The organism is Vibrio sp. 1402 (assembly GCF_033340275.1).
The window spans coordinates 100652-120038 of record NZ_JAWOWE010000006.1; the positions used below are offsets into that span (position 1 = coordinate 100652).

The window sequence follows — 19387 nt, forward strand, 5'->3', positions numbered from 1 at the left end:
ATTATGGAGGCGAGGCGTAGTGTCGTCTTAGCTGCAAACAGCAAGTTCAAATTCAATATCTTGTGTGCATGCTTGACCGTTTTCAAACGACATGAACTTGATCGCAAAGCGGTTTTTATGGCCTGAAATCATAGGATACACGCCATATTCCATTGGGATGTGAAGTCTTAGAATGTTGGCTTCATCAGCGTCACTTTGGAAGAAACCTGCACGACCGATTTGAGCTTTGAAATGTCCGGTCTCTCTAGTGAGCTTTAACCATAACGAAAGCGCATCAGATAAGGGCTTTAAGCTTGCTTGCCACTGTTGTGCATCACGCTTTTTACGTTCAATAGGTAGATGAAGCCAGTAGTGTAATGCTGGCAGATCAAAACAGCATGAACCACCCGGTAGATTAAAGCGTTGACGGATAGAGCTTAGGAAGCGATCTTCTTTTAATGCTTGGCCAAAACGTTCAGCACCCATTAGTTGGCTATGAACGACATCTATCTCTTGTAGCAAGGTATTTAATGCGTCTTGATCGACACCATCAACATTGAGCCAATGGCGGTACGACAGCCGTTGCTTCTCAAGATCTTTAGCCAGTTCACTTTTCAGTTGGATTTGTTCGAAGATCTCAACCATATCGAATAACGCACGGAAAAACAGTTGATACTGATGATTTTCGCTAAACCCAGAGGCCAAGTGAGCCTGACGCAGCAGAGACTCCACTCTTAGATAAATACGAGTTTTCTCATTTAACGGATGTTCAAATTTGTGCGTGGTCATCGACATAAGCCTTTGTGAGTTTCGTTCCTATTTTCGCAGATTTTTCTTACACATGGCTAGGTACTTTTCGTGCAAATCTGTGATTTGAAGCAAAAGATCAGGGTCACTTGGATTATTCTTAACCACATCGTCTGCAAGCGCGAGCCTTTGCTCTCTTGATGCTTGAGAGGCAAGGATGGCGCGAACTTGATCTTCACTCACATTGTCTCGTTTCATCGTGCGAGATATCTGTGTATTCGGTTCTACATCGACGACAAGAACGCGATCACACAAACTATCTAGCTTGTTTTCTACGAGCAACGGCACCACAAGTAACGCATACTCTGAAGTGACTTGCTGCAAATCTTCGATCATCTTTTCACGAATTATCGGGTGCAACAGTGCGTTGAGCCATGCTTTTTCATCTGAATTCGAAAAGATTTTTTCTCTCAGCTTTGCGCGATCTAAAGTTTGGTCTTCACGAACGATATCGTGACCAAAGTGTTCAATAATCGCGTTTAGGCCGGGAGTACCTGGCTCGACAACTTCTCTTGCTACAATGTCGGCATCGACGATATCGATTTTAAATTGTTGTTTGAACAGATTCGCGACGGTTGTTTTTCCACTAGCGATACCGCCTGTTAAACCAATAACCAAAGCCATTTACACTCCTAGAACTGAAGTAAAGTACCAGTTTAAAATCTGGTCGCCCCAAATTAAGCTTATCCAACCAGCAATTGCTAAGTAAGGACCGAAAGGGAAAGCTTTTTCAATTCCCTGCTTTTGCAAGCGTAGTTGAATGATGCCAAATACGATGCCAACCACAGAAGAAAGTAGAATGATCATCGGCAGTGACTGCCAACCTAGCCAAGCTCCTAGTGCCGCCAGTAGTTTAAAATCACCATACCCCATTCCTTCTTTACCAGTAAGTAGCTTAAAGCCCCAGTAAACGGACCAGAGACATAGGTAACCAGCAATAGCACCAATGACAGAATCTTGTAGAGTAACAGGACTTATTTCGACTAATGCTAAGGCAATGCCAGCCCAAGTTAATGGTAATGTTAATTGGTCAGGTAACAACATAGTATCGAGATCGATAAATGTTGCGGCGATTAAGATAAAAGTAAAAAAGAGTAGGGCAACGGTAAAGTAACTAAAACCAAAGTAATAAGCGATAAAGCCTGAACAGAACGCGGTGAGCAGTTCAATCAGTGGATAGCGTGCACTAATGGTTGCCTGACAGTTGTGACATTTGCCTTTTAAAAGCAGCCAGCTAATCACAGGAATGTTGTCGCGAATACGTATCGGTGTTGCGCATTTCTGGCAGGAGGAGCGTGGGACGCTCAAGGTCAGCACTTCTTTAGGAGGTTCTATTTTGTATTCAGGAAATGACTCGGCACATTCGCGTCGCCATTCTAGTTCCATGATTTTAGGTAGTCGATAAATAACCACATTGAGGAAGCTACCCACGATAAGACCGAAGATGGTGGCAAACACAACGAATAGCCAAGGGTAGTACTGGAATACTTCCATATTTGTCTCTTGAGCGATGAGTGAAATCAGCAAGATGCTGTTTTAAAGGAGTTAACAGCTCATTCTAGCCCAATACACTCATTAAGTTAAAGATTGGCAAGTACATTGCTGTCACTAATCCGCCAACAACGATACCTAAAAAAACGATAATTAGTGGCTCTAGAATTTTACTAAGGTTGTCGACGGTGTTGTCGACTTCAAACTCGTAGATTGTTGCAACTTTATTGAGCATATCGTCAAGTCGACCAGACTCTTCACCGATCATAACCATTTGTAACACCAATTCAGGGAACACATTACAGTTGCGCATGGCTACATACATTGGCATACCTGCGGCGGTATCACGGTAAACTTCTTCTATGGCGAGTTGATAGTGCAAGTTTCCTGATGTTTTTGATGTAGTTTTTAAACTGGTTAGAATTGGAATGCCCGCTGTAAAGCTTGTGGCGAGTGTTCGACTAAATTTGGCGATCGCTGCTTTTGATAATACAGGCCCAAGGACAGGAAATTTAAGCACAGATCGATTGAGCGTTAAGCGAAAAGAATCTGAACGCTTAGAGAGGATTCTCGCCGAGATGAATAAACTAATGGAGCCTAGTGCTATAAATGGGCTCCAATTTTGTGTCCATGCGGAAAGATCTAACACTTGCCTGGTAAACCACGGTAAGTCAGCACCAAAACCAACAAACATTTTTTCAAACTCGGGAATGACTTTGGTGAGCATGATAAACGACACGCCTAACGCTACTAGCACTACCATCGCTGGGTAGATCAGTGCTTTGATCACTTTCGCACGGAGTTGTTCATTTTTTTCTCGGTAGGTGGCTAAGCGCTCGAATACTTCTGCTAAGTTACCGGATTGCTCACCTGTGGCGATAAGATCGGTATAGAGTGGGTCAAAGTGTTCACTTGCAGTGCGTATGGCTTTTGACATGGGCGTCCCCGCTTCAACGGCGCGTGTCACGCTCATCAAAATGGATTTCATCTCTGCTTTTTTATGATTTTCTGAGACCAATTTTAAAGCCTGAACCAAGGGCACACCGGTTATCAACATCGTCGAAATCTGACGGGTAAACACCGTGATGTCTCTGCCTTTCACGCGATGGCTGAGTTTAGTGAGAAACGAGATACTGCTTTTCTTTAACTTCTTGATCTTGATGTGCTGTGCGTCTAGACGCTCGCGTACTTCAATTTCTGTCATCGCGAGGGTTTGTCCAGACGTCTTTTTGCCAGAACTGTTGATGCCTTTCCAGCGGAAGTTTTTAAGTTGTGGTGTAGTGCTTTTCATGGATGTGACTGCTGATTAAAGGATTAAAAATAAAGTACGCGCTGTAGTTCACTAAAACTTGTGATTCCTTGTTTGAGTTTTTCTATGCCCGACATTTGTAACGTGCTCATACCATTTGCGATGGCGAGTTTTTCTAGTTCATGTACCGAGGCGCCTTTAATAAGCGCTTCGGAAAGAAATTCATCAAAGCGCATCACTTCATAAATCCCCGTTCGGCCGGAATAACCATGGGTACACTCATTGCATCCATCGGGATTGGCTTTAAAAATGTTGTCGCTTGCTTGAATTCCAAGATGTTGTAGCTGAACGGTAAGCTCTTGTGATTGTTTACAGTGCGAGCACAGTTTACGGGCTAAGCGCTGGGCAATAATCAAACTAAGAGATGAGGCCAAGTTAAAGCTTTCTACGCCCATGTTTGATAAACGAATAACCGTTTCAGCCGCAGAGTTGGTATGCAAGGTTGAAAGTACTAAGTGACCGGTTTGCGAGGCTTTGATGGCGATCTCCGCAGTGTCTAAGTCACGAATCTCACCGACCATTACCACATCCGGGTCTTGACGTAAGAAAGAGCGCAGGGCTTCGGCAAAACCAAAACCAATCTTAGGCTGAACTTGAACTTGGTTAATGCCCGATAAGTTAATTTCTACTGGGTCTTCTGCCGTAGAAATGTTGATTTCTGGTTTATTGAGGATACTCAGCCCGGTGTACAGAGAAACGGTTTTTCCGCTCCCGGTTGGACCTGTCATCAGAATCATGCCTTGTGGGCGACGCAGCGCATCCAAGTACAATTGTTTTTGTTGTTCGCTATAACCAAGCTTGTCGATATCCAATGACGCAGAGCTGCTGTCGAGCAGTCGTAGTACAATTTTCTCTCCAAATAGAGTAGGCAGCGTGGATACACGCATATCAATTGCGGTGTCTTGATTCAACTTGAGCTTAATACGCCCATCTTGTGGTAAACGTCGCTCTGCAATATCAAGCTTAGAGAGGATTTTGATACGAGCGGATAAGCGACGACTCAAGTGGCTTGGTGGCTGCTGTGTTTCAATTAAGATGCCATCACAGCGCAGGCGCACGCGGTACATCTTTTCATAAGGCTCAAAGTGGATATCGGATGCGCCTTTGCGCACAGCGTCCAATAGAATTTGGTTGATGTAACGGCTAACAGGAGACTCATCTTGGCTCAAGTCTTCAATGTTGTCGATTTCATCTGCGCCCACGTCAACCAGATTGGCTAACTCTTCTTGGTTGATCTCTTTTAACCCGGACTTCTCATGACTCAATGAACGACCATACAAGCGTCGAATTGCCGCGCTGAGTTGACTAAATTCCCCCAAGACCAATTCAACCTGTAAACCAGTGGCAAAGCGAAAATCATCTTCTGCTTGTTGGTTGGTGGGGTCGGCAACGGCGAGTAATAACGTTGAAGACGTACGCTGGAGTGGGAGTGCGTTATGCCGCGTGATTAATTCCCTAAGGCCAAGTTGCTGACAAAGCGAAGCATACTCGTACTGAGATAACTCGGGCTGATTTAAACCAAAGAGAGAACTTAAGTGCTCAGCGAGTTCGCTTGATGTAAATAATCCAGAACTGAGTAAAGCCTCTGGCATCGAAATGCCAGAAGCTTTGACTTGCTCAAGTAACGATTCTTCTTGGGAAAAAGCCAATAGTCCTTTTTGACGAAGAATCGTGGAGAGGTTGGTTTGCATGAATTATTCAGGACAGTAATCAGATTGGTTATTACCATTAGAATCTTGACATGAGCCCGCCCACTCAATACCACTAGTCGTGTAGTTAGATGCCATAGTATACTGTTCTCCACTAGCAATCGGCCCTTTTACTGCTACAGCTTTTGCAATGACATTTACGCCTGATGATCCAGCAACTGCTTCAATAGAGATATCATTTAGGTTGTTAATTTTTGAAGGTACACCATTACTACCAGATAAGCAGTTCGTTTTAAAAGTAGCTGCGTTTGATGCATTTTCATGTGCACACAACTCAACGGCTAACTTCATCGCAGAAGCTGCTTTTGGGAACTCTGCCAGCGTCGCTTTTTTTGTGTAGTTTTGATAAGCAGGCACAGCAAATGCGGCCAAAATACCAATAATCGCGACGACAATCATTAATTCAATCAAGGTAAAACCTTGCTGTTTTTTCTGTTTACTGTTTTTCATTTTTAACCCTTTCTAAAAAATTAATAATGCTCTTGCATTAGCGAAAGATTATGGAGAGTTAAAGTGGGTTGAAAATGGGGAAGAGATGGGCTCTCGAGTGAGATAAAACTCTTTGGTGAAAAGTTGCATATCGCATGCAGAGTTTTGCGAGTAGTACTATTTTTTTAGTGGATAAAAAGAAAGGGCCAATTGGCCCTTTTAAATGATGAGTTACTCACAACTCACTGAGTTAGTTGAAGTAATTGAGATTGTGTTGCTTTAATTATTTGAAGCGCATCGAAAGATCCACCGCTTTTAGATGCTTAGTCAACGCGCCTACCGAAATGTAATCGACACCGGTTTCTGCGTATTCTGCGATGGTCTCTAGCGTAATGTTGCCGGAGTTCTCTAAAGCGGCACGACCTGCGTTAATCGCTACGGCTTCACGCATCATTTCTTTTGTGAAGTTATCGAGCATGATGATGTCGGCACCAGCCTCTATCGCTTGTTTCAACTCTTCTAAGCTTTCCGTTTCGACTTCTACCGGTTTGCCTGGGTTAAGCTCTTTCGCTTTTTGGATGGCTTGAGTGATGCCACCACAAGCAATAATGTGGTTTTCTTTAATGAGGTAAGCGTCGAACACGCCGATGCGATGGTTAAAGCCACCACCACACGTCACGGCGTATTTTAGTGCGCTACGCAGACCAGGAATGGTTTTGCGTGTGTCGAGTAGACGACACTCAGTATGCGCGATTTTTTCAGCGTACTCTGCGGTAACTGTTGCGCAGCCAGACAGCGTTTGGATGAAGTTCATTGCGTTACGCTCACCAGTCAACAAGTCACGAGCAGGGCCTGTCAGCGTGCAAAGGGTTTGGTTAGGTTCGACTTTATCGCCGTCCTTTACGTGCCATTCAATGCTGACCTTGCCACCGAGCTGTTTAAAAACTTCATCAGCCCATGCTTGACCACAGAACACACCATGCTCACGAGTAATAATCGTTGCGGTATTAACCGCATCGGCAGGGATCAAAGATGCAGTAATGTCGTTATCTGCGTTGACACTGCCACCTAGATCTTCTTTTAAGGTATCAGCGACAGAGCGAGTGATCTCTAAAGGGAGTTGTTGTTTAAGGTATTCTAGGCGTTCTTGAATGTTGTGTGTGTTCTTCATCGCAAATCTTGTCTTGAAAGGGAGATGGCAACGAATGATACTCTCCGGTGTCAATAATTTCAGCAGTTAATTTGAAAAGTAGAGAGGTTGATATGCGCCCAATTATCGAGAATGGCTGGCTGACACAGGCAAAGCATGTTCCGTCACCATTTTTTGATGCACGCTCTGATGTAAACGACATCTCTCTGCTGGTGGTACATAACATCAGTTTGCCTCCTGGGCAGTTTGGTGGACCATATATAGAGGACTTCTTCACTGGCAAGCTAGACCCAAATGAACATCCATTTTTTGAAGTTATTCACAAAATGGGCGTTTCTGCACATTGCTTGATTAAAAGAAACGGCGAGGTTGTTCAATTTGTTTCTTTTCTCGATAGAGCATGGCATGCCGGTCAATCCAGTTTCGCGGGCAGGGAGCGTTGTAATGACTATTCCATTGGTATCGAGCTTGAAGGGACAGAATTTACTGCCTATACAGAAGCGCAATATCAATCACTTGCAGAGATCACTGAGGTGATTATGCAGTCTTATCCTCAAATCACCCCGCCACGAATTACCGGTCATCAATATATTGCGCCCTTGAGAAAAAGCGATCCTGGTCTAAGCTTTGATTGGGTGAAATATAGACTGCTTATACAGCGTTGATTTGTAGCGAAAGTGTAAATTCAAAAAAGCGAAATAAATAAGGCATACGATCAGGTATGCCTTTTTTTGATACCAGAAATATTAATGATTGTTAAAAGTTAACTACATTTTTACGCTCGTACATGCCGTTTTGGTGAATAAATAGACTGATAATTTTGTCATTTTCTGTATTTCTTTTCCAAAACTGCTAGCACGTCGACTTCCCATTTGTATGCTTTATGTAATTGGTCATACCAATTCTATTGCTGTTTTAACAGTCGATTGTTATCAGAGTGTTGGAAGTAAGCTCGTTCTATGATTTAGGTCAATTTTCGGCTGGACAGTGGCGTTTTAATTATGTTAATTTCTGCACCAACTTAAAATTGGTATTACCAATTACCTGCAAGAGTAGAAGAACAATAAATTATGGCTTATCAAAGGATTCGTCAGCCAAAACTCTCTGATGTTATAGAACAAGAGTTAGAAAGGTTGATAGTGGAAGGAACATTGTCTCCGGGGCAACAACTGCCTCCAGAGCGTGAACTGGCAAAACAGTTCGATGTGTCTCGTCCTTCAGTCCGAGAAGCCATTCAACGCTTGGAAGCAAAGCGTTTGTTGACTCGTCGCCAAGGTGGCGGAACATTCGTAAGTGAGAATATCTGGAAGAGCTTTTCAGATCCCTTGTTGAATTTGTTGTCTAGTCATTCTGAAACCCAGCTTGATGTGCTTGAGTCTCGTCATGCGATGGAAGGAATTTCAGCCTACTTTGCAGCTTTACGTGGTACCGAAGAAGATTTTGCGCGTATTCAAGGTTGCCTTGAGCGCATTAGCCAAGAGCAAGCAAACAACGATATCGAAGCTGAATCTGCGGAAGTAATGCAATTTTTGATCGCTTTGACAGAAGCCGCGCACAACGTGGTTTTGTTGCACATTGTTCGAAGCTTAGCACCTTTGCTTGAGCAAAATATTCTACAAAATTTTAAATTACTACGTCGCCGCCCAGAAGCGGTCGAGAAAGTCAGTAAACACCGAGCCAATATCGTGGATGCGATTGTTTCTGGTCAGCCTGAAAAGGCGCGAGAAATGTCCCACTCGCACTTGGCTTACATCGAAGAAACATTGTTGGATTTGACTCGAGAAGAGTCTCGACGAGAGCGTTCTCTACGTCGAATTCAGCAGGGTAATGACTCGTAAGAGCGTTACTTAAATAAGTAGATCCAACCAACAGAAGGATAGATCGCCATGTCTGATATGAAGCATGACGTAGATGCACTGGAAACTCAAGAATGGCTACAAGCGCTTGAGTCAGTTGTACGTGAAGAAGGTCTAGAGCGTGCTCAATTCCTATTAGAGCAAGTTCTAGATAAAGCACGTCTAGACGGTGTTGATATGCCAACAGGTATCACAACTAACTACATCAACACGATTCCTGCAGACCAAGAACCAGCATACCCAGGTGACACAACACTTGAGCGTCGTATTCGCTCAATTATTCGTTGGAACGCTATCATGATCGTTCTACGTGCATCTAAGAAAGACCTAGAGCTAGGCGGCCACATGGCGTCTTTCCAGTCTTCTGCTGCGTTCTACGAGACATGTTTCAACCACTTCTTCCGTGCACCAAACGAGAAGGATGGTGGCGACCTAGTTTACTACCAAGGTCACATTTCACCAGGTATCTACTCACGTGCATTCGTTGAAGGTCGTCTAACTGAAGAGCAGCTAGACAACTTCCGTCAAGAAGTAGACGGCAAAGGTATTCCTTCATACCCGCACCCTAAACTGATGCCTGAATTCTGGCAGTTCCCGACAGTATCGATGGGCCTAGGTCCAATCGCTTCTATCTACCAAGCTCGTTTCCTTAAGTACCTAGAAGGCCGTGGTCTTAAAGATACTTCAGAGCAGCGCGTTTACGCGTTCCTAGGTGACGGTGAGATGGATGAGCCAGAATCACGTGGTGCGATCTCTTTCGCTGCGCGTGAGAAACTAGACAACCTATGCTTCCTAATCAACTGTAACCTACAGCGTCTAGATGGCCCTGTAATGGGTAACGGTAAGATCATTCAAGAACTTGAAGGTCTGTTCAAAGGTGCTGGTTGGAACGTAGTGAAGGTAATCTGGGGTAACAACTGGGATTCACTACTAGCTAAAGATACGACTGGTAAGCTTCTACAGCTTATGAATGAAACGATCGACGGCGACTACCAAACATTCAAATCAAAAGACGGCGCGTACGTACGTGAGCACTTCTTTGGTAAGTACCCAGAGACAGCTGCACTTGTTGCTGACATGACTGATGACGAAATCTTCGCACTTAAGCGTGGTGGTCACGAGTCTTCTAAGCTATACGCGGCATACAAAAACGCGGCAGAAACTAAAGGTCGTCCAACAGTAATCCTAGCTAAGACTGTTAAAGGTTACGGCATGGGTGAAGCGGCTGAAGGTAAGAACATCGCGCACCAAGTTAAGAAGATGGACATGACTCACGTACTACACCTACGTGATCGTCTAGGTCTTCAAGACATCCTAACTGACGAAGCAGTGAAAGAACTTCCGTACCTGAAACTTGAAGAAGGTTCAAAAGAGTACGAATACCTACACGCTCGTCGTAAAGCGCTACACGGCTACACGCCACAGCGTCTACCAAAATTCACTCAAGAATTCATCGTTCCTGAGCTAGAAGAATTCAAGCCACTATTAGAAGAACAGAAGCGTGATATCTCTTCTACTATGGCATTCGTACGTGCACTAAACGTTCTACTTAAGAACAAGAACATTGGTAAGAACATCGTTCCTATCATTGCTGACGAAGCACGTACATTCGGTATGGAAGGTCTGTTCCGTCAAATCGGTATCTACAACCCGCACGGCCAAACTTACACACCAGAAGACCGTGGCGTTGTTTCTTACTACAAAGAAGCGACTTCAGGTCAGGTTCTACAAGAAGGTATCAACGAGCTAGGTGCTATGTCTTCATGGGTTGCTGCTGCGACGTCATACTCGACAAACGACCTACCAATGATCCCGTTCTACATCTACTACTCAATGTTCGGCTTCCAACGTGTTGGCGACATGGCGTGGATGGCTGGTGACCAACAAGCACGTGGTTTCCTACTAGGTGCAACTGCGGGTCGTACAACGTTGAACGGTGAAGGTCTACAGCACGAAGACGGCCACTCGCACATTTTGGCGGGTACGGTTCCTAACTGTATTTCTTACGACCCAACATTCGCGTACGAAGTAGCAGTAATCATGCAAGACGGTATCCGTCGCATGTACGGTCCAGAACAAGAAAACGTGTTCTACTACCTAACGCTAATGAACGAAAACTACGCAATGCCAGCAATGCCAGAAGGCGCTGAAGAAGGCATCCGTAAAGGTATCTACAAGCTAGAAACTTACACGGGCGACAAAGCGAAAGTTCAGCTAATGAGCTCTGGTACTATCATGAATGAAGTACGTAAAGCAGCTCAAATCCTAAGCGAAGATTACGGTGTTGCTTCTGATGTTTACTCTGTAACGTCATTCAACGAACTAACTCGCGATGGCCAAGATGCAGAGCGTTTCAACATGCTTCACCCAGAAGCGGAAGCGAAAGTACCTTACATCCAAACAGTAATGGGTACTGAACCTGCTATCGCAGCAACTGACTACATGAAGAACTACGCAGAGCAGGTTCGTGCATACATTCCTGCTGAGTCTTTCAAAGTTCTTGGTACTGATGGCTTCGGTCGTTCAGACAGCCGTGAAAACCTACGTCGTCACTTCGAAGTGAACGCAGGTTACGTAGTAGTAGCAGCGCTAACTGAACTAGCGAAACGTGGCGAAGTTGAGAAATCTGTAGTTGCAGAAGCAATTAAGAAATTCGACATCGACACAGAGAAAACAAACCCGCTATACGCTTAATTAAGAAGGTAGATAAGAAATGGCAATCGAAATTAATGTACCAGACATCGGTGCGGATGAGGTTGAAGTTACTGAGATTCTTGTAAGCGTTGGCGACAAGGTTGAAGAAGAGCAGTCTCTGATCACAGTTGAAGGCGATAAAGCTTCTATGGAAGTTCCTGCTTCTCAAGCGGGTATCGTTAAAGAAATCAAAGTTGCAGAAGGCGACAAGGTTTCTACTGGTTCTCTAATCATGATTTTCGAAGCCGAGGGTGCAGCTGACGCTGCACCTGCTCCTGCGGCAGAAGCAGCTCCAGCAGCAGCTCCAGCTCCAGCAGCAGCGGCAGAACTAAAAGAAGTTCACGTACCAGACATCGGTGGTGATGAAGTAGAAGTTACTGAAATCATGGTTGCCGTTGGCGACAGCATCGAAGAAGAGCAATCTCTTCTAACTGTTGAAGGCGACAAAGCTTCTATGGAAGTTCCAGCGCCATTCGCAGGTACTCTAAAAGAGATCAAAGTTGCAACAGGCGATAAAGTATCGACTGGCTCACTTATCATGGTATTCGAAACAGCAGGTTCAGGCGCTCCAGCAGCACCAGCGGCAGCTGAAGCTCCTGCGGCAGCAGCTCCAGCAGCGTCTGCGGCAAAAGAAGTGAACGTTCCAGATATCGGCGGCGACGAAGTTGAAGTTACTGAGATCATGGTTGCGGTTGGCGACACAGTGGAAGAAGAGCAATCTCTAATCACTGTTGAAGGTGACAAAGCTTCTATGGAAGTTCCTGCACCATTCGCTGGCACAGTTAAAGAAATCAAGATTGCAGCTGGCGACAAAGTGTCTACTGGCTCACTAATCATGGTATTCGAAGTGGCGGGCGCAGCACCTGCTCCTGCAGCAGCTCCAGCTCAAGCGGCAGCACCTGCAGCTCCAGCTCCTAAAGCAGAAGCTCCAGCGGCAGCAGCTCCAGCAGCGACTGGCGATTTCAAAGAAAACGATGAGTACGCTCACGCATCTCCAGTTGTTCGTCGTCTAGCGCGTGAATTTGGCGTTAATCTTTCTAAGGTTAAAGGTTCTGGTCGTAAGAGCCGTATCTTAAAAGAAGACGTTCAAGCTTACGTGAAAGATGCACTTAAGCGTCTTGAGTCTGGCGCAGGTGCAGCAGCATCTGGCAAAGGCGACGGCGCGGCTCTTGGTCTACTACCATGGCCAAAAGTGGACTTCAGCAAGTTTGGTGAGACAGAAGTTCAACCGCTATCTCGCATTAAGAAGATCTCTGGCGCAAACCTACACCGTAACTGGGTAATGATCCCGCACGTTACACAGTGGGATAACGCAGACATCACGGCTCTTGAAGCATTCCGTAAAGAGCAAAACGCGATTGAAGCGAAGAAAGACACTGGCATGAAGATCACACCACTTGTGTTCATCATGAAAGCGGTAGCTAAAGCGCTTGAAGCGTTCCCAGCGTTCAACTCTTCTCTATCAGAAGACGGTGAGAGCCTAATTCTGAAGAAATACGTGAATGTTGGTATCGCGGTAGATACACCAAACGGTCTAGTTGTTCCTGTATTTAAAGACGTGAACAAGAAAGGCATCTACGAGCTATCTGAAGAGCTAATGGCGGTTTCTAAGAAAGCACGTGCTGGTAAGCTAACTGCGGCTGACATGCAAGGTGGCTGTTTCACTATCTCTAGCCTAGGCGGTATCGGCGGTACAGCGTTTACTCCAATCGTAAACGCACCAGAAGTTGGTATCCTAGGTGTGTCTAAGTCAGAAATGAAACCGGTATGGAACGGTAAAGAGTTCGAACCGCGTCTACAACTTCCACTGTCTCTATCATACGACCACCGTGTGATCGATGGTGCTGAAGGTGCGCGCTTCATCACTTACTTAAACTCATGTCTATCTGACATTCGTCGTCTAGTTCTGTAATAGAAATTAGATGAATGAGAGGCGGCAACTTAGCCGCCTCTGCTAATCATAATTACCGACAATTTGGTTATCAGCCTTGCTTCGTTCAGGGTTTTCACAATCGAATTGTTGTCTAGCTCACAGGCTAAATTGATTTACTTTTCACACCATTAACATCTCTGTAAACTGTTAGCGGTCTGAAAATAACTGTTTAAAACAAATCTCTCTTAAACATAAAAAATCGATACCCACTCAGCCTGTTAGGGATAATGACTACAAGAGGTCAAAATGAGCAAAGAAATTAAAGCCCAAGTTGTTGTACTTGGTTCTGGTCCTGCTGGTTACTCCGCTGCATTCCGTTGTGCGGACTTAGGTCTTGAAACTGTACTAGTTGAACGTTACAGCACGCTTGGCGGTGTATGTCTGAACGTGGGTTGTATCCCATCTAAAGCACTGCTTCACGTTTCTAAAGTAATTGAAGAAGCGAAAGCGATGGCTGACCACGGCGTTGTGTTCGGTGAGCCTCAAACAGACATCAGCAAAATCCGCATCTGGAAAGAAAAAGTTGTTAACCAACTAACTGGCGGCCTAAGCGGTATGGCTAAGATGCGTAACGTAACAGTAGTTAACGGTTACGGTAAGTTCACTGGCCCTAACTCTATCCTTGTAGAAGGTGAAGGTGAGCCAACAGTTGTTAACTTTGACAACGCAATCGTTGCGGCTGGTTCTCGTCCAATCAAACTGCCATTTATCCCGCATGAAGACCCACGTATTTGGGACTCTACTGACGCTCTAGAACTAAAAGAAGTGCCAGAAAAACTGCTTATCATGGGCGGTGGTATCATCGGTCTAGAAATGGGTACGGTTTACCACTCTCTAGGTTCTAAAGTTGAAGTTGTTGAAATGTTTGACCAGGTAATTCCTGCAGCAGACAAAGATATCGTGAAAGTATTTACTAAGCGTATCAAAGACAAGTTCAAGCTAATGCTAGAAACGAAAGTAACAGCAGTTGAAGCAAAAGAAGACGGTATCTACGTTTCAATGGAAGGCAAGAAAGCGCCAGCTGAAGCTGAGCGTTACGATGCGGTTCTAGTTGCTATCGGTCGTGTACCAAATGGTAAGCTAATCGACGGTGAAAAAGCGGGTCTAGAAATTGACGAGCGCGGCTTCATCAACGTTGATAAGCAAATGCGTACTAACGTTCCTCACATCTTCGCGATCGGTGATATCGTTGGTCAACCAATGCTTGCTCACAAAGGTGTGCATGAAGGTCACGTAGCTGCTGAAGTTATCTCTGGTAAGAAGCACTACTTTGACCCTAAAGTTATCCCTTCAATTGCGTACACTGAGCCAGAAGTGGCTTGGGTTGGTAAGACTGAAAAAGAAGCGAAAGAAGAAGGCATCAAGTACGAAGTAGCAACATTCCCATGGGCAGCATCAGGTCGTGCAATTGCATCTGACTGTGCAGACGGTATGACTAAGCTAATCTTCGACAAAGAAACTCACCGCGTAATCGGTGGTGCTATCGTTGGTACTAACGGTGGTGAACTACTTGGTGAAATCGGCCTTGCAATTGAGATGGGCTGTGATGCAGAAGATATCGCTCTGACTATCCACGCTCACCCAACTCTACACGAGTCTGTAGGTCTAGCTGCTGAAGTATTTGAAGGTTCAATCACTGACCTGCCAAACAAAAAAGCAGTTAAGAAGAAGTAAGCTTTTTCTGACTGAATGATAGAAGCCGCTGCATTGCAGCGGTTTTTTTATGCTTGTTATATAGAAATATAAATGTGTGCTTAGCTGACAGCAGACAATAAAAAGCCCACCAAACGGTGGGCTGACATATATTACGAGCTAAGCTTTAGTGTTCACGGTTGTAAATGCAAAGCATATCTAAGTATGAATTCACTAGGTGTTTCAGCTCCGCTTCACCTTTAGCGCGGTTCGCTTGGACAAACAGTGAGTAACAAATACCGTGGAACAGGTTTGCCAAGTGTTCTGAATCGTGCTGGTCACACACTTCGCCACGTTCAATTGCTTTAATGAACATGTTTTGTACCAGCAACTGGTTAGTACGGTTAGTTGAAACAAACAATGGCCATACTTCGTCACGTGTTGAAGCACTCCACTCGAACCATACTTTTAGCCAGTGACAATCTTGGCTGACAAGCTCGATCATCGCATTAGTAATATTGGCGATGTTTTCACGTGCATGTAAGTCTAGGTCTATGTTATCCGATAGGAAGTTTGAGAACTGACGTACGACGTGATTGAGAACTTCATCCACCAAGTCTTCGCGTGTAGGGAAGTAGTTAAAAACAGTCGCTACAGAAACTTGAGCAATTTCTGCGATATCTGCGTGACCACCACGACCGATGCCGCGGCGCGCAAATACTTCCAATGCGATTTCCATTAACTGTTGCTTACGCTTAATTGGAGAAAGCCTAGTTCTAGGTCTCTTTGCAATTGAGTCCATATCCATTTTCCTTGCCATTTGAGTTGATATTGGGGGTAACCCCCTAATTGATTATTTTAATAGTTGCTTAAAGCAGTGATGAGTGTAATGGTGCATATGCACAAGGTCAACATCTGTAGAACAATTTATATACAGTAATGTCATTATTATTGATAAATTTAGCTATGAACTTTATAAAACTAAGACCTTCTTCCAAGATTTTTTGGCAACAGGATGCGACTTTCAACCCAATGAACGTGGTGATACACTACACGCCGTAAGATTAGGTGATCGTTTGCGTGCGACTTACCTCAACCCACAAATTTAGATTGAGCACAGTATGAAACATACAATAGAAGTCATGATTTCTGAGCAAGAAGTTCAGGAGCGAGTTCGTGAATTAGGCAAACAAATTACAGAGCGTTATCAAGGTAGTGAAGATCTTGTGTTGGTAGGCTTATTGCGTGGCTCATTTGTATTTATGGCAGACTTGGCACGTGCTATCGAACTGACTCACCAAGTTGATTTTATGACTGCGTCAAGCTACGGCAATACGATGGAAAGCTCACGTGACGTTCGTATCTTGAAAGATTTGGATGATGACATCAAAGGTAAAGACATTCTGCTTGTTGAAGACATCATTGACACTGGTAACACACTAAATAAAATCCGTGAGATTCTTTCGCTACGTGAGCCGAAGTCTATCGCTATTTGTACGCTCCTAGATAAGCCATCTCGTCGTGAAGTGAATGTTCCTGTGGATTGGATTGGTTTCGAAATTCCAGATGAATTTGTCGTTGGGGTGGGCATTGATTACGCACAGAAATACCGCCACTTACCATACATCGGTAAAGTTGTACCTCAAGAATAATCATTGAGTTCAGCATTAAAAATATAAAAAAACGCCCATCTAAGATGGGCGTTTTTCGTTCAACTTTTAGATATGACTTAGCGACAAAGGAGCTTGTTGTCTGTATTTAGAATCGTCGAAAGAGCTTTCTGGTAAGACGCTTCTACGGTTTCCTTAGAGTTAGAACGAATGCCTAAGTACTCTAAGCGACCATCTTCAATTCCGTATACCACACCGTGAATTTCAACATCTTGCCCACGCTCCCAAGCGTTTTGCAGGATGGTTGAGTTACCCAAGTTGTACACTTGCTCTGCAACATTAAGCTCGCCTAGTTTATCCGCTCGATCTTGTTGCGGCATTTGATCTAGGTAAGTGCGGTGTTTGAAATAGATATCTCTGATATGTAACAGCCAATTATTAATAAGACCTAGCTTAGGGTTATCAATGGCTGCGTTTACGCCACCACATCCATAGTGTCCACAGACAATGATGTGTTTAACCTTAAGAACGTCTACAGCGTACTGGACGACCGATAGACAGTTGAGATCAGTATGGATAACTTGGTTTGCAACATTCCGATGAACAAAGAGTTCACCTGAGTATAGCCCGGTTAGTCGCTCGGCAGGAACGCGGCTATCAGAGCAGCCAATCCAAAGAAAATCAGGCTTTTGCCCCTCAGCGAGTTTTGCGAAGTATTCAGGTCGATCAGATTTGATCTCTTGAGACCATTTCGAATTGTTTTCAAATAACTGTTTTATTTCCGGCATTTTGCAAACTACTTCCCTTAAAAGACAAAATCGCTGCCGCTGTTTGTGTGCACATGCAAGCGATCAGTGTTGTAACTATACACAATGTTACAATTTCGATCTCGTTAAATATTCGTCAGATAGGACTCATCTGACTAGTTTTCATTAAGAAAAAAGTAAAATCTGGTGAAACTATTTGTGGTGTGAATTTAGCCTTAATCTATTTATGGTTTAAATTTTCGCCTAGCTCGTTAAAGTAGTGATATTTTACTTTTTAAAATTGAATGCAGGGAAAATCAGCAGTGTTCGGTAGTCGTTTTGAAGATATCAATTTCAAAGGGGATGTATTTGGCGGGGTAACCACGGCGATTATCTCTCTCCCTCTGGCGTTAGCGTTTGGTGTTGCATCCGGAGCCGGGGCTGAGGCCGGCCTTTGGGGGGCAATAATGGTCGGTTTGTTTGCCTCGTTATTTGGTGGTTCTAATACGTTAATATCAGAACCGACAGGGCCAATGACGGTAATCATGACCGCAGTATTAACCAGTATGATGGCGAAATACCCAGAAACGGGCATGGCTATGACTTTCACGGTTGTCATGATGGCTGGCGCGTTCCAAATCCTATTGGGGACATTAAAACTGGGTAAATATGTTACCTTGATGCCTTACAGCGTTATTTCCGGGTTTATGTCTGGCATTGGTGTGATTCTTATCATTCTGCAGTTATCGCCTTTGATGGGACATGCTGCGCCTTCAGGGGGAGTACTCGGAACGTTATCTGCTTTGCCGGAGACCATTTCTAACCTTAAGTTCAGTGAGTTGTTTTTGGGACTACTGACTTTGGGGATTCTTTTTTTCTTCCCTAAGCAATATCGTAAATACGTTCCTGCACAGCTCGTGGCATTGGTCGCGGTGACTTTATTGTCTGTGATTCTCTTTGATACAGAAGATATTCGTCGTATCGGTGAAATTCCTGCTGGGTTACCTTCTCTCGTCGCCCCTTATATTGACACAGATATGTTTGTCGAGATGGTCATTGATGCATTAGTGCTCGGCACATTAGGTTGTATTGATACTTTGTTAACGGCGGTTATCGGTGACTCATTAACTCGTAAAGAACACGACTCAGATAAAGAGCTGCGAGGTCAAGGGTTAGCTAACATGATCTCAGGCTTGTTTGGTGCGCTGCCGGGGGCGGGAGCTACTATGGGGACGGTAACGAATATCCAAGTAGGGGCTCGCTCGCCATTATCTGGTGTGATTCGCGCACTAATGTTGGCGTTGGTTGTACTGGTTGCTGGTGGGTTAACAGAGCCAATCCCGATGGCTGTGTTAGCAGGCATTGCGGTGTATGTTGGCTTTAACATCCTAGACTGGAGCTTTATTCAGAGGGCACATAAGGTAAGCTTTTCCGGAATGGCGGTGATGTATGGCGTTATGTTGCTTACAGTATTCGTTGATCTTATCGTTGCGGTGGGTTTAGGCGTCTTTATCTCGAACATTATCATCATCGAGCGTTTGAGCCGAGAGCAGGCGCGACAAGTAAAAGCGATCAGCGACGCGGATGAAGATGATGTGCCGCTGACTGACAGCGAGCGTGGTTTGTTGGATCGTGCGAATGGAAAAGTGCTGTTCTTTTATCTTTCCGGTCCGATGATCTTTAGTGTTTCTAAAGCCATTTCACGTCAGCACTCTAGTATTTCGGACTATGACGTGATGATTCTCGATCTTACGGATGTACCAATGATTGATGTGACCGTCGGTTTGGCGTTAGAGAATGCGATTAAGGATGCTCTCGATGCCAATTGTGCCGTGTATTTATTATGCCCGAATGAGCGAACACGAGAACAGCTAGAGAAATTCCATGTGATTGACCTTGTGCCTGATGAAAATATGTACCAATTCCGTTATGAAGCATTGAATGCGGCGGTGGCACATGTTGAGGCAGACCAGTATCAGCGCATAACGGCGTAATCATTCTGACAGTTAAAAACGCAACAGTGTCCTGTTGCGTTTTTTTAT

At 44.5% G+C, this 19387-nt stretch carries 16 protein-coding genes; 7 read left to right on the top strand and 9 right to left on the bottom strand.

From position 1 onward, the window contains the following. Positions 1–27: 27 nt before the first annotated feature. The 7 genes from zapD to nadC form a co-directional block, all read right to left on the bottom strand. Positions 28–768 carry a cell division protein ZapD gene (zapD, locus tag R7044_RS13330; RefSeq protein WP_005373086.1) on the bottom strand — a complete coding sequence of 247 codons (741 nt, stop codon included), beginning with the start codon at positions 766–768 and terminating at the stop codon, positions 28–30. Positions 769–795: 27 nt separating this feature from the next. Continuing rightward, positions 796–1410, bottom strand: coding sequence for a dephospho-CoA kinase (coaE, locus tag R7044_RS13335; RefSeq protein ID WP_017635920.1), 615 nt, complete (start codon positions 1408–1410; stop codon positions 796–798). Next, on the bottom strand, positions 1411–2280 hold the full coding sequence (locus R7044_RS13340; RefSeq protein WP_017635919.1) for a prepilin peptidase: 870 nt from the start codon (positions 2278–2280) through the stop codon (positions 1411–1413). It abuts the gene before it with no gap. Between the two features lie 64 nt (positions 2281–2344). Continuing rightward, entirely contained in the window at positions 2345–3568 is a 1224-nt protein-coding gene (locus R7044_RS13345) for a type II secretion system F family protein (protein WP_205390996.1), read from the bottom strand. Positions 3569–3591: 23 nt separating this feature from the next. Beyond that, positions 3592–5277: a type IV-A pilus assembly ATPase PilB gene (gene pilB / locus R7044_RS13350; RefSeq protein ID WP_033905593.1), complete on the bottom strand. Its 1686-nt coding sequence runs from the start codon at positions 5275–5277 to the stop codon at positions 3592–3594. A gap of 3 nt (positions 5278–5280) precedes the next feature. After that, positions 5281–5745, bottom strand: a complete 465-nt coding sequence (locus R7044_RS13355; protein ID WP_033905592.1) for a pilin — start codon at positions 5743–5745, stop codon at positions 5281–5283. A gap of 262 nt (positions 5746–6007) precedes the next feature. Then, positions 6008–6895: a carboxylating nicotinate-nucleotide diphosphorylase gene (gene nadC, locus R7044_RS13360; protein WP_225455624.1), complete on the bottom strand. Its 888-nt coding sequence runs from the start codon at positions 6893–6895 to the stop codon at positions 6008–6010. A 92-nt stretch (positions 6896–6987) separates the two neighbouring features. Between nadC and ampD the strand changes: the two genes are divergently transcribed. The 5 genes from ampD to lpdA all read left to right on the top strand — a co-directional run bounded on the left by ampD (position 6988) and on the right by lpdA (position 15031). After that, positions 6988–7539 (top strand): 1,6-anhydro-N-acetylmuramyl-L-alanine amidase AmpD, encoded by a 552-nt coding sequence (gene ampD / locus R7044_RS13365; RefSeq protein WP_005386614.1) that lies wholly within the window; start codon positions 6988–6990, stop codon positions 7537–7539. 405 nt (positions 7540–7944) lie between these two features. Continuing rightward, positions 7945–8712, top strand: coding sequence for a pyruvate dehydrogenase complex transcriptional repressor PdhR (gene pdhR / locus R7044_RS13370; protein ID WP_005379989.1), 768 nt, complete (start codon positions 7945–7947; stop codon positions 8710–8712). A 48-nt stretch (positions 8713–8760) separates the two neighbouring features. Beyond that, complete coding sequence (aceE, locus tag R7044_RS13375) at positions 8761–11424, top strand: pyruvate dehydrogenase (acetyl-transferring), homodimeric type (RefSeq protein ID WP_005386612.1); 2664 nt, start codon at positions 8761–8763, stop codon at positions 11422–11424. A gap of 19 nt (positions 11425–11443) precedes the next feature. After that, entirely contained in the window at positions 11444–13336 is a 1893-nt protein-coding gene (gene aceF, locus R7044_RS13380) for a pyruvate dehydrogenase complex dihydrolipoyllysine-residue acetyltransferase (protein WP_033905589.1), read from the top strand. A gap of 267 nt (positions 13337–13603) precedes the next feature. Then, on the top strand, positions 13604–15031 hold the full coding sequence (gene lpdA, locus R7044_RS13385) for a dihydrolipoyl dehydrogenase (RefSeq protein ID WP_005379993.1): 1428 nt from the start codon (positions 13604–13606) through the stop codon (positions 15029–15031). A 145-nt stretch (positions 15032–15176) separates the two neighbouring features. Here the strand turns inward: lpdA and opaR are convergent, their stop codons facing one another. After that, complete coding sequence (gene opaR, locus R7044_RS13390) at positions 15177–15791, bottom strand: transcriptional regulator OpaR (protein WP_005379994.1); 615 nt, start codon at positions 15789–15791, stop codon at positions 15177–15179. 319 nt (positions 15792–16110) lie between these two features. Here opaR and hpt point away from each other — a divergent pair, with 319 nt between their 5' ends. Continuing rightward, entirely contained in the window at positions 16111–16641 is a 531-nt protein-coding gene (hpt, locus tag R7044_RS13395; protein ID WP_005379995.1) for a hypoxanthine phosphoribosyltransferase, read from the top strand. Positions 16642–16718: 77 nt separating this feature from the next. Here hpt and can read toward each other — a convergent pair whose 3' ends face one another. After that, on the bottom strand, positions 16719–17387 hold the full coding sequence (gene can / locus R7044_RS13400; protein ID WP_005379996.1) for a carbonate dehydratase: 669 nt from the start codon (positions 17385–17387) through the stop codon (positions 16719–16721). Between the two features lie 281 nt (positions 17388–17668). Between can and R7044_RS13405 the strand changes: the two genes are divergently transcribed. Beyond that, on the top strand, positions 17669–19339 hold the full coding sequence (locus tag R7044_RS13405) for a SulP family inorganic anion transporter (protein ID WP_005379997.1): 1671 nt from the start codon (positions 17669–17671) through the stop codon (positions 19337–19339). Positions 19340–19387: the final 48 nt, after the last annotated feature.

Coding starts and splice junctions, on each gene's coding strand:
- zapD (WP_005373086.1), bottom strand. CDS start 768: ATGACCACGCACAAATTTGAACATCCGTTAAATGAGAAAACTCGTATT.
- coaE (WP_017635920.1), bottom strand. CDS start 1,410: ATGGCTTTGGTTATTGGTTTAACAGGCGGTATCGCTAGTGGAAAAACA.
- R7044_RS13340 (WP_017635919.1), bottom strand. CDS start 2,280: ATGGAAGTATTCCAGTACTACCCTTGGCTATTCGTTGTGTTTGCCACC.
- R7044_RS13345 (WP_205390996.1), bottom strand. CDS start 3,568: ATGAAAAGCACTACACCACAACTTAAAAACTTCCGCTGGAAAGGCATC.
- pilB (WP_033905593.1), bottom strand. CDS start 5,277: ATGCAAACCAACCTCTCCACGATTCTTCGTCAAAAAGGACTATTGGCT.
- R7044_RS13355 (WP_033905592.1), bottom strand. CDS start 5,745: ATGAAAAACAGTAAACAGAAAAAACAGCAAGGTTTTACCTTGATTGAA.
- nadC (WP_225455624.1), bottom strand. CDS start 6,895: ATGAAGAACACACACAACATTCAAGAACGCCTAGAATACCTTAAACAA.
- ampD (WP_005386614.1), top strand. CDS start 6,988: ATGCGCCCAATTATCGAGAATGGCTGGCTGACACAGGCAAAGCATGTT.
- pdhR (WP_005379989.1), top strand. CDS start 7,945: ATGGCTTATCAAAGGATTCGTCAGCCAAAACTCTCTGATGTTATAGAA.
- aceE (WP_005386612.1), top strand. CDS start 8,761: ATGTCTGATATGAAGCATGACGTAGATGCACTGGAAACTCAAGAATGG.
- aceF (WP_033905589.1), top strand. CDS start 11,444: ATGGCAATCGAAATTAATGTACCAGACATCGGTGCGGATGAGGTTGAA.
- lpdA (WP_005379993.1), top strand. CDS start 13,604: ATGAGCAAAGAAATTAAAGCCCAAGTTGTTGTACTTGGTTCTGGTCCT.
- opaR (WP_005379994.1), bottom strand. CDS start 15,791: ATGGACTCAATTGCAAAGAGACCTAGAACTAGGCTTTCTCCAATTAAG.
- hpt (WP_005379995.1), top strand. CDS start 16,111: ATGAAACATACAATAGAAGTCATGATTTCTGAGCAAGAAGTTCAGGAG.
- can (WP_005379996.1), bottom strand. CDS start 17,387: ATGCCGGAAATAAAACAGTTATTTGAAAACAATTCGAAATGGTCTCAA.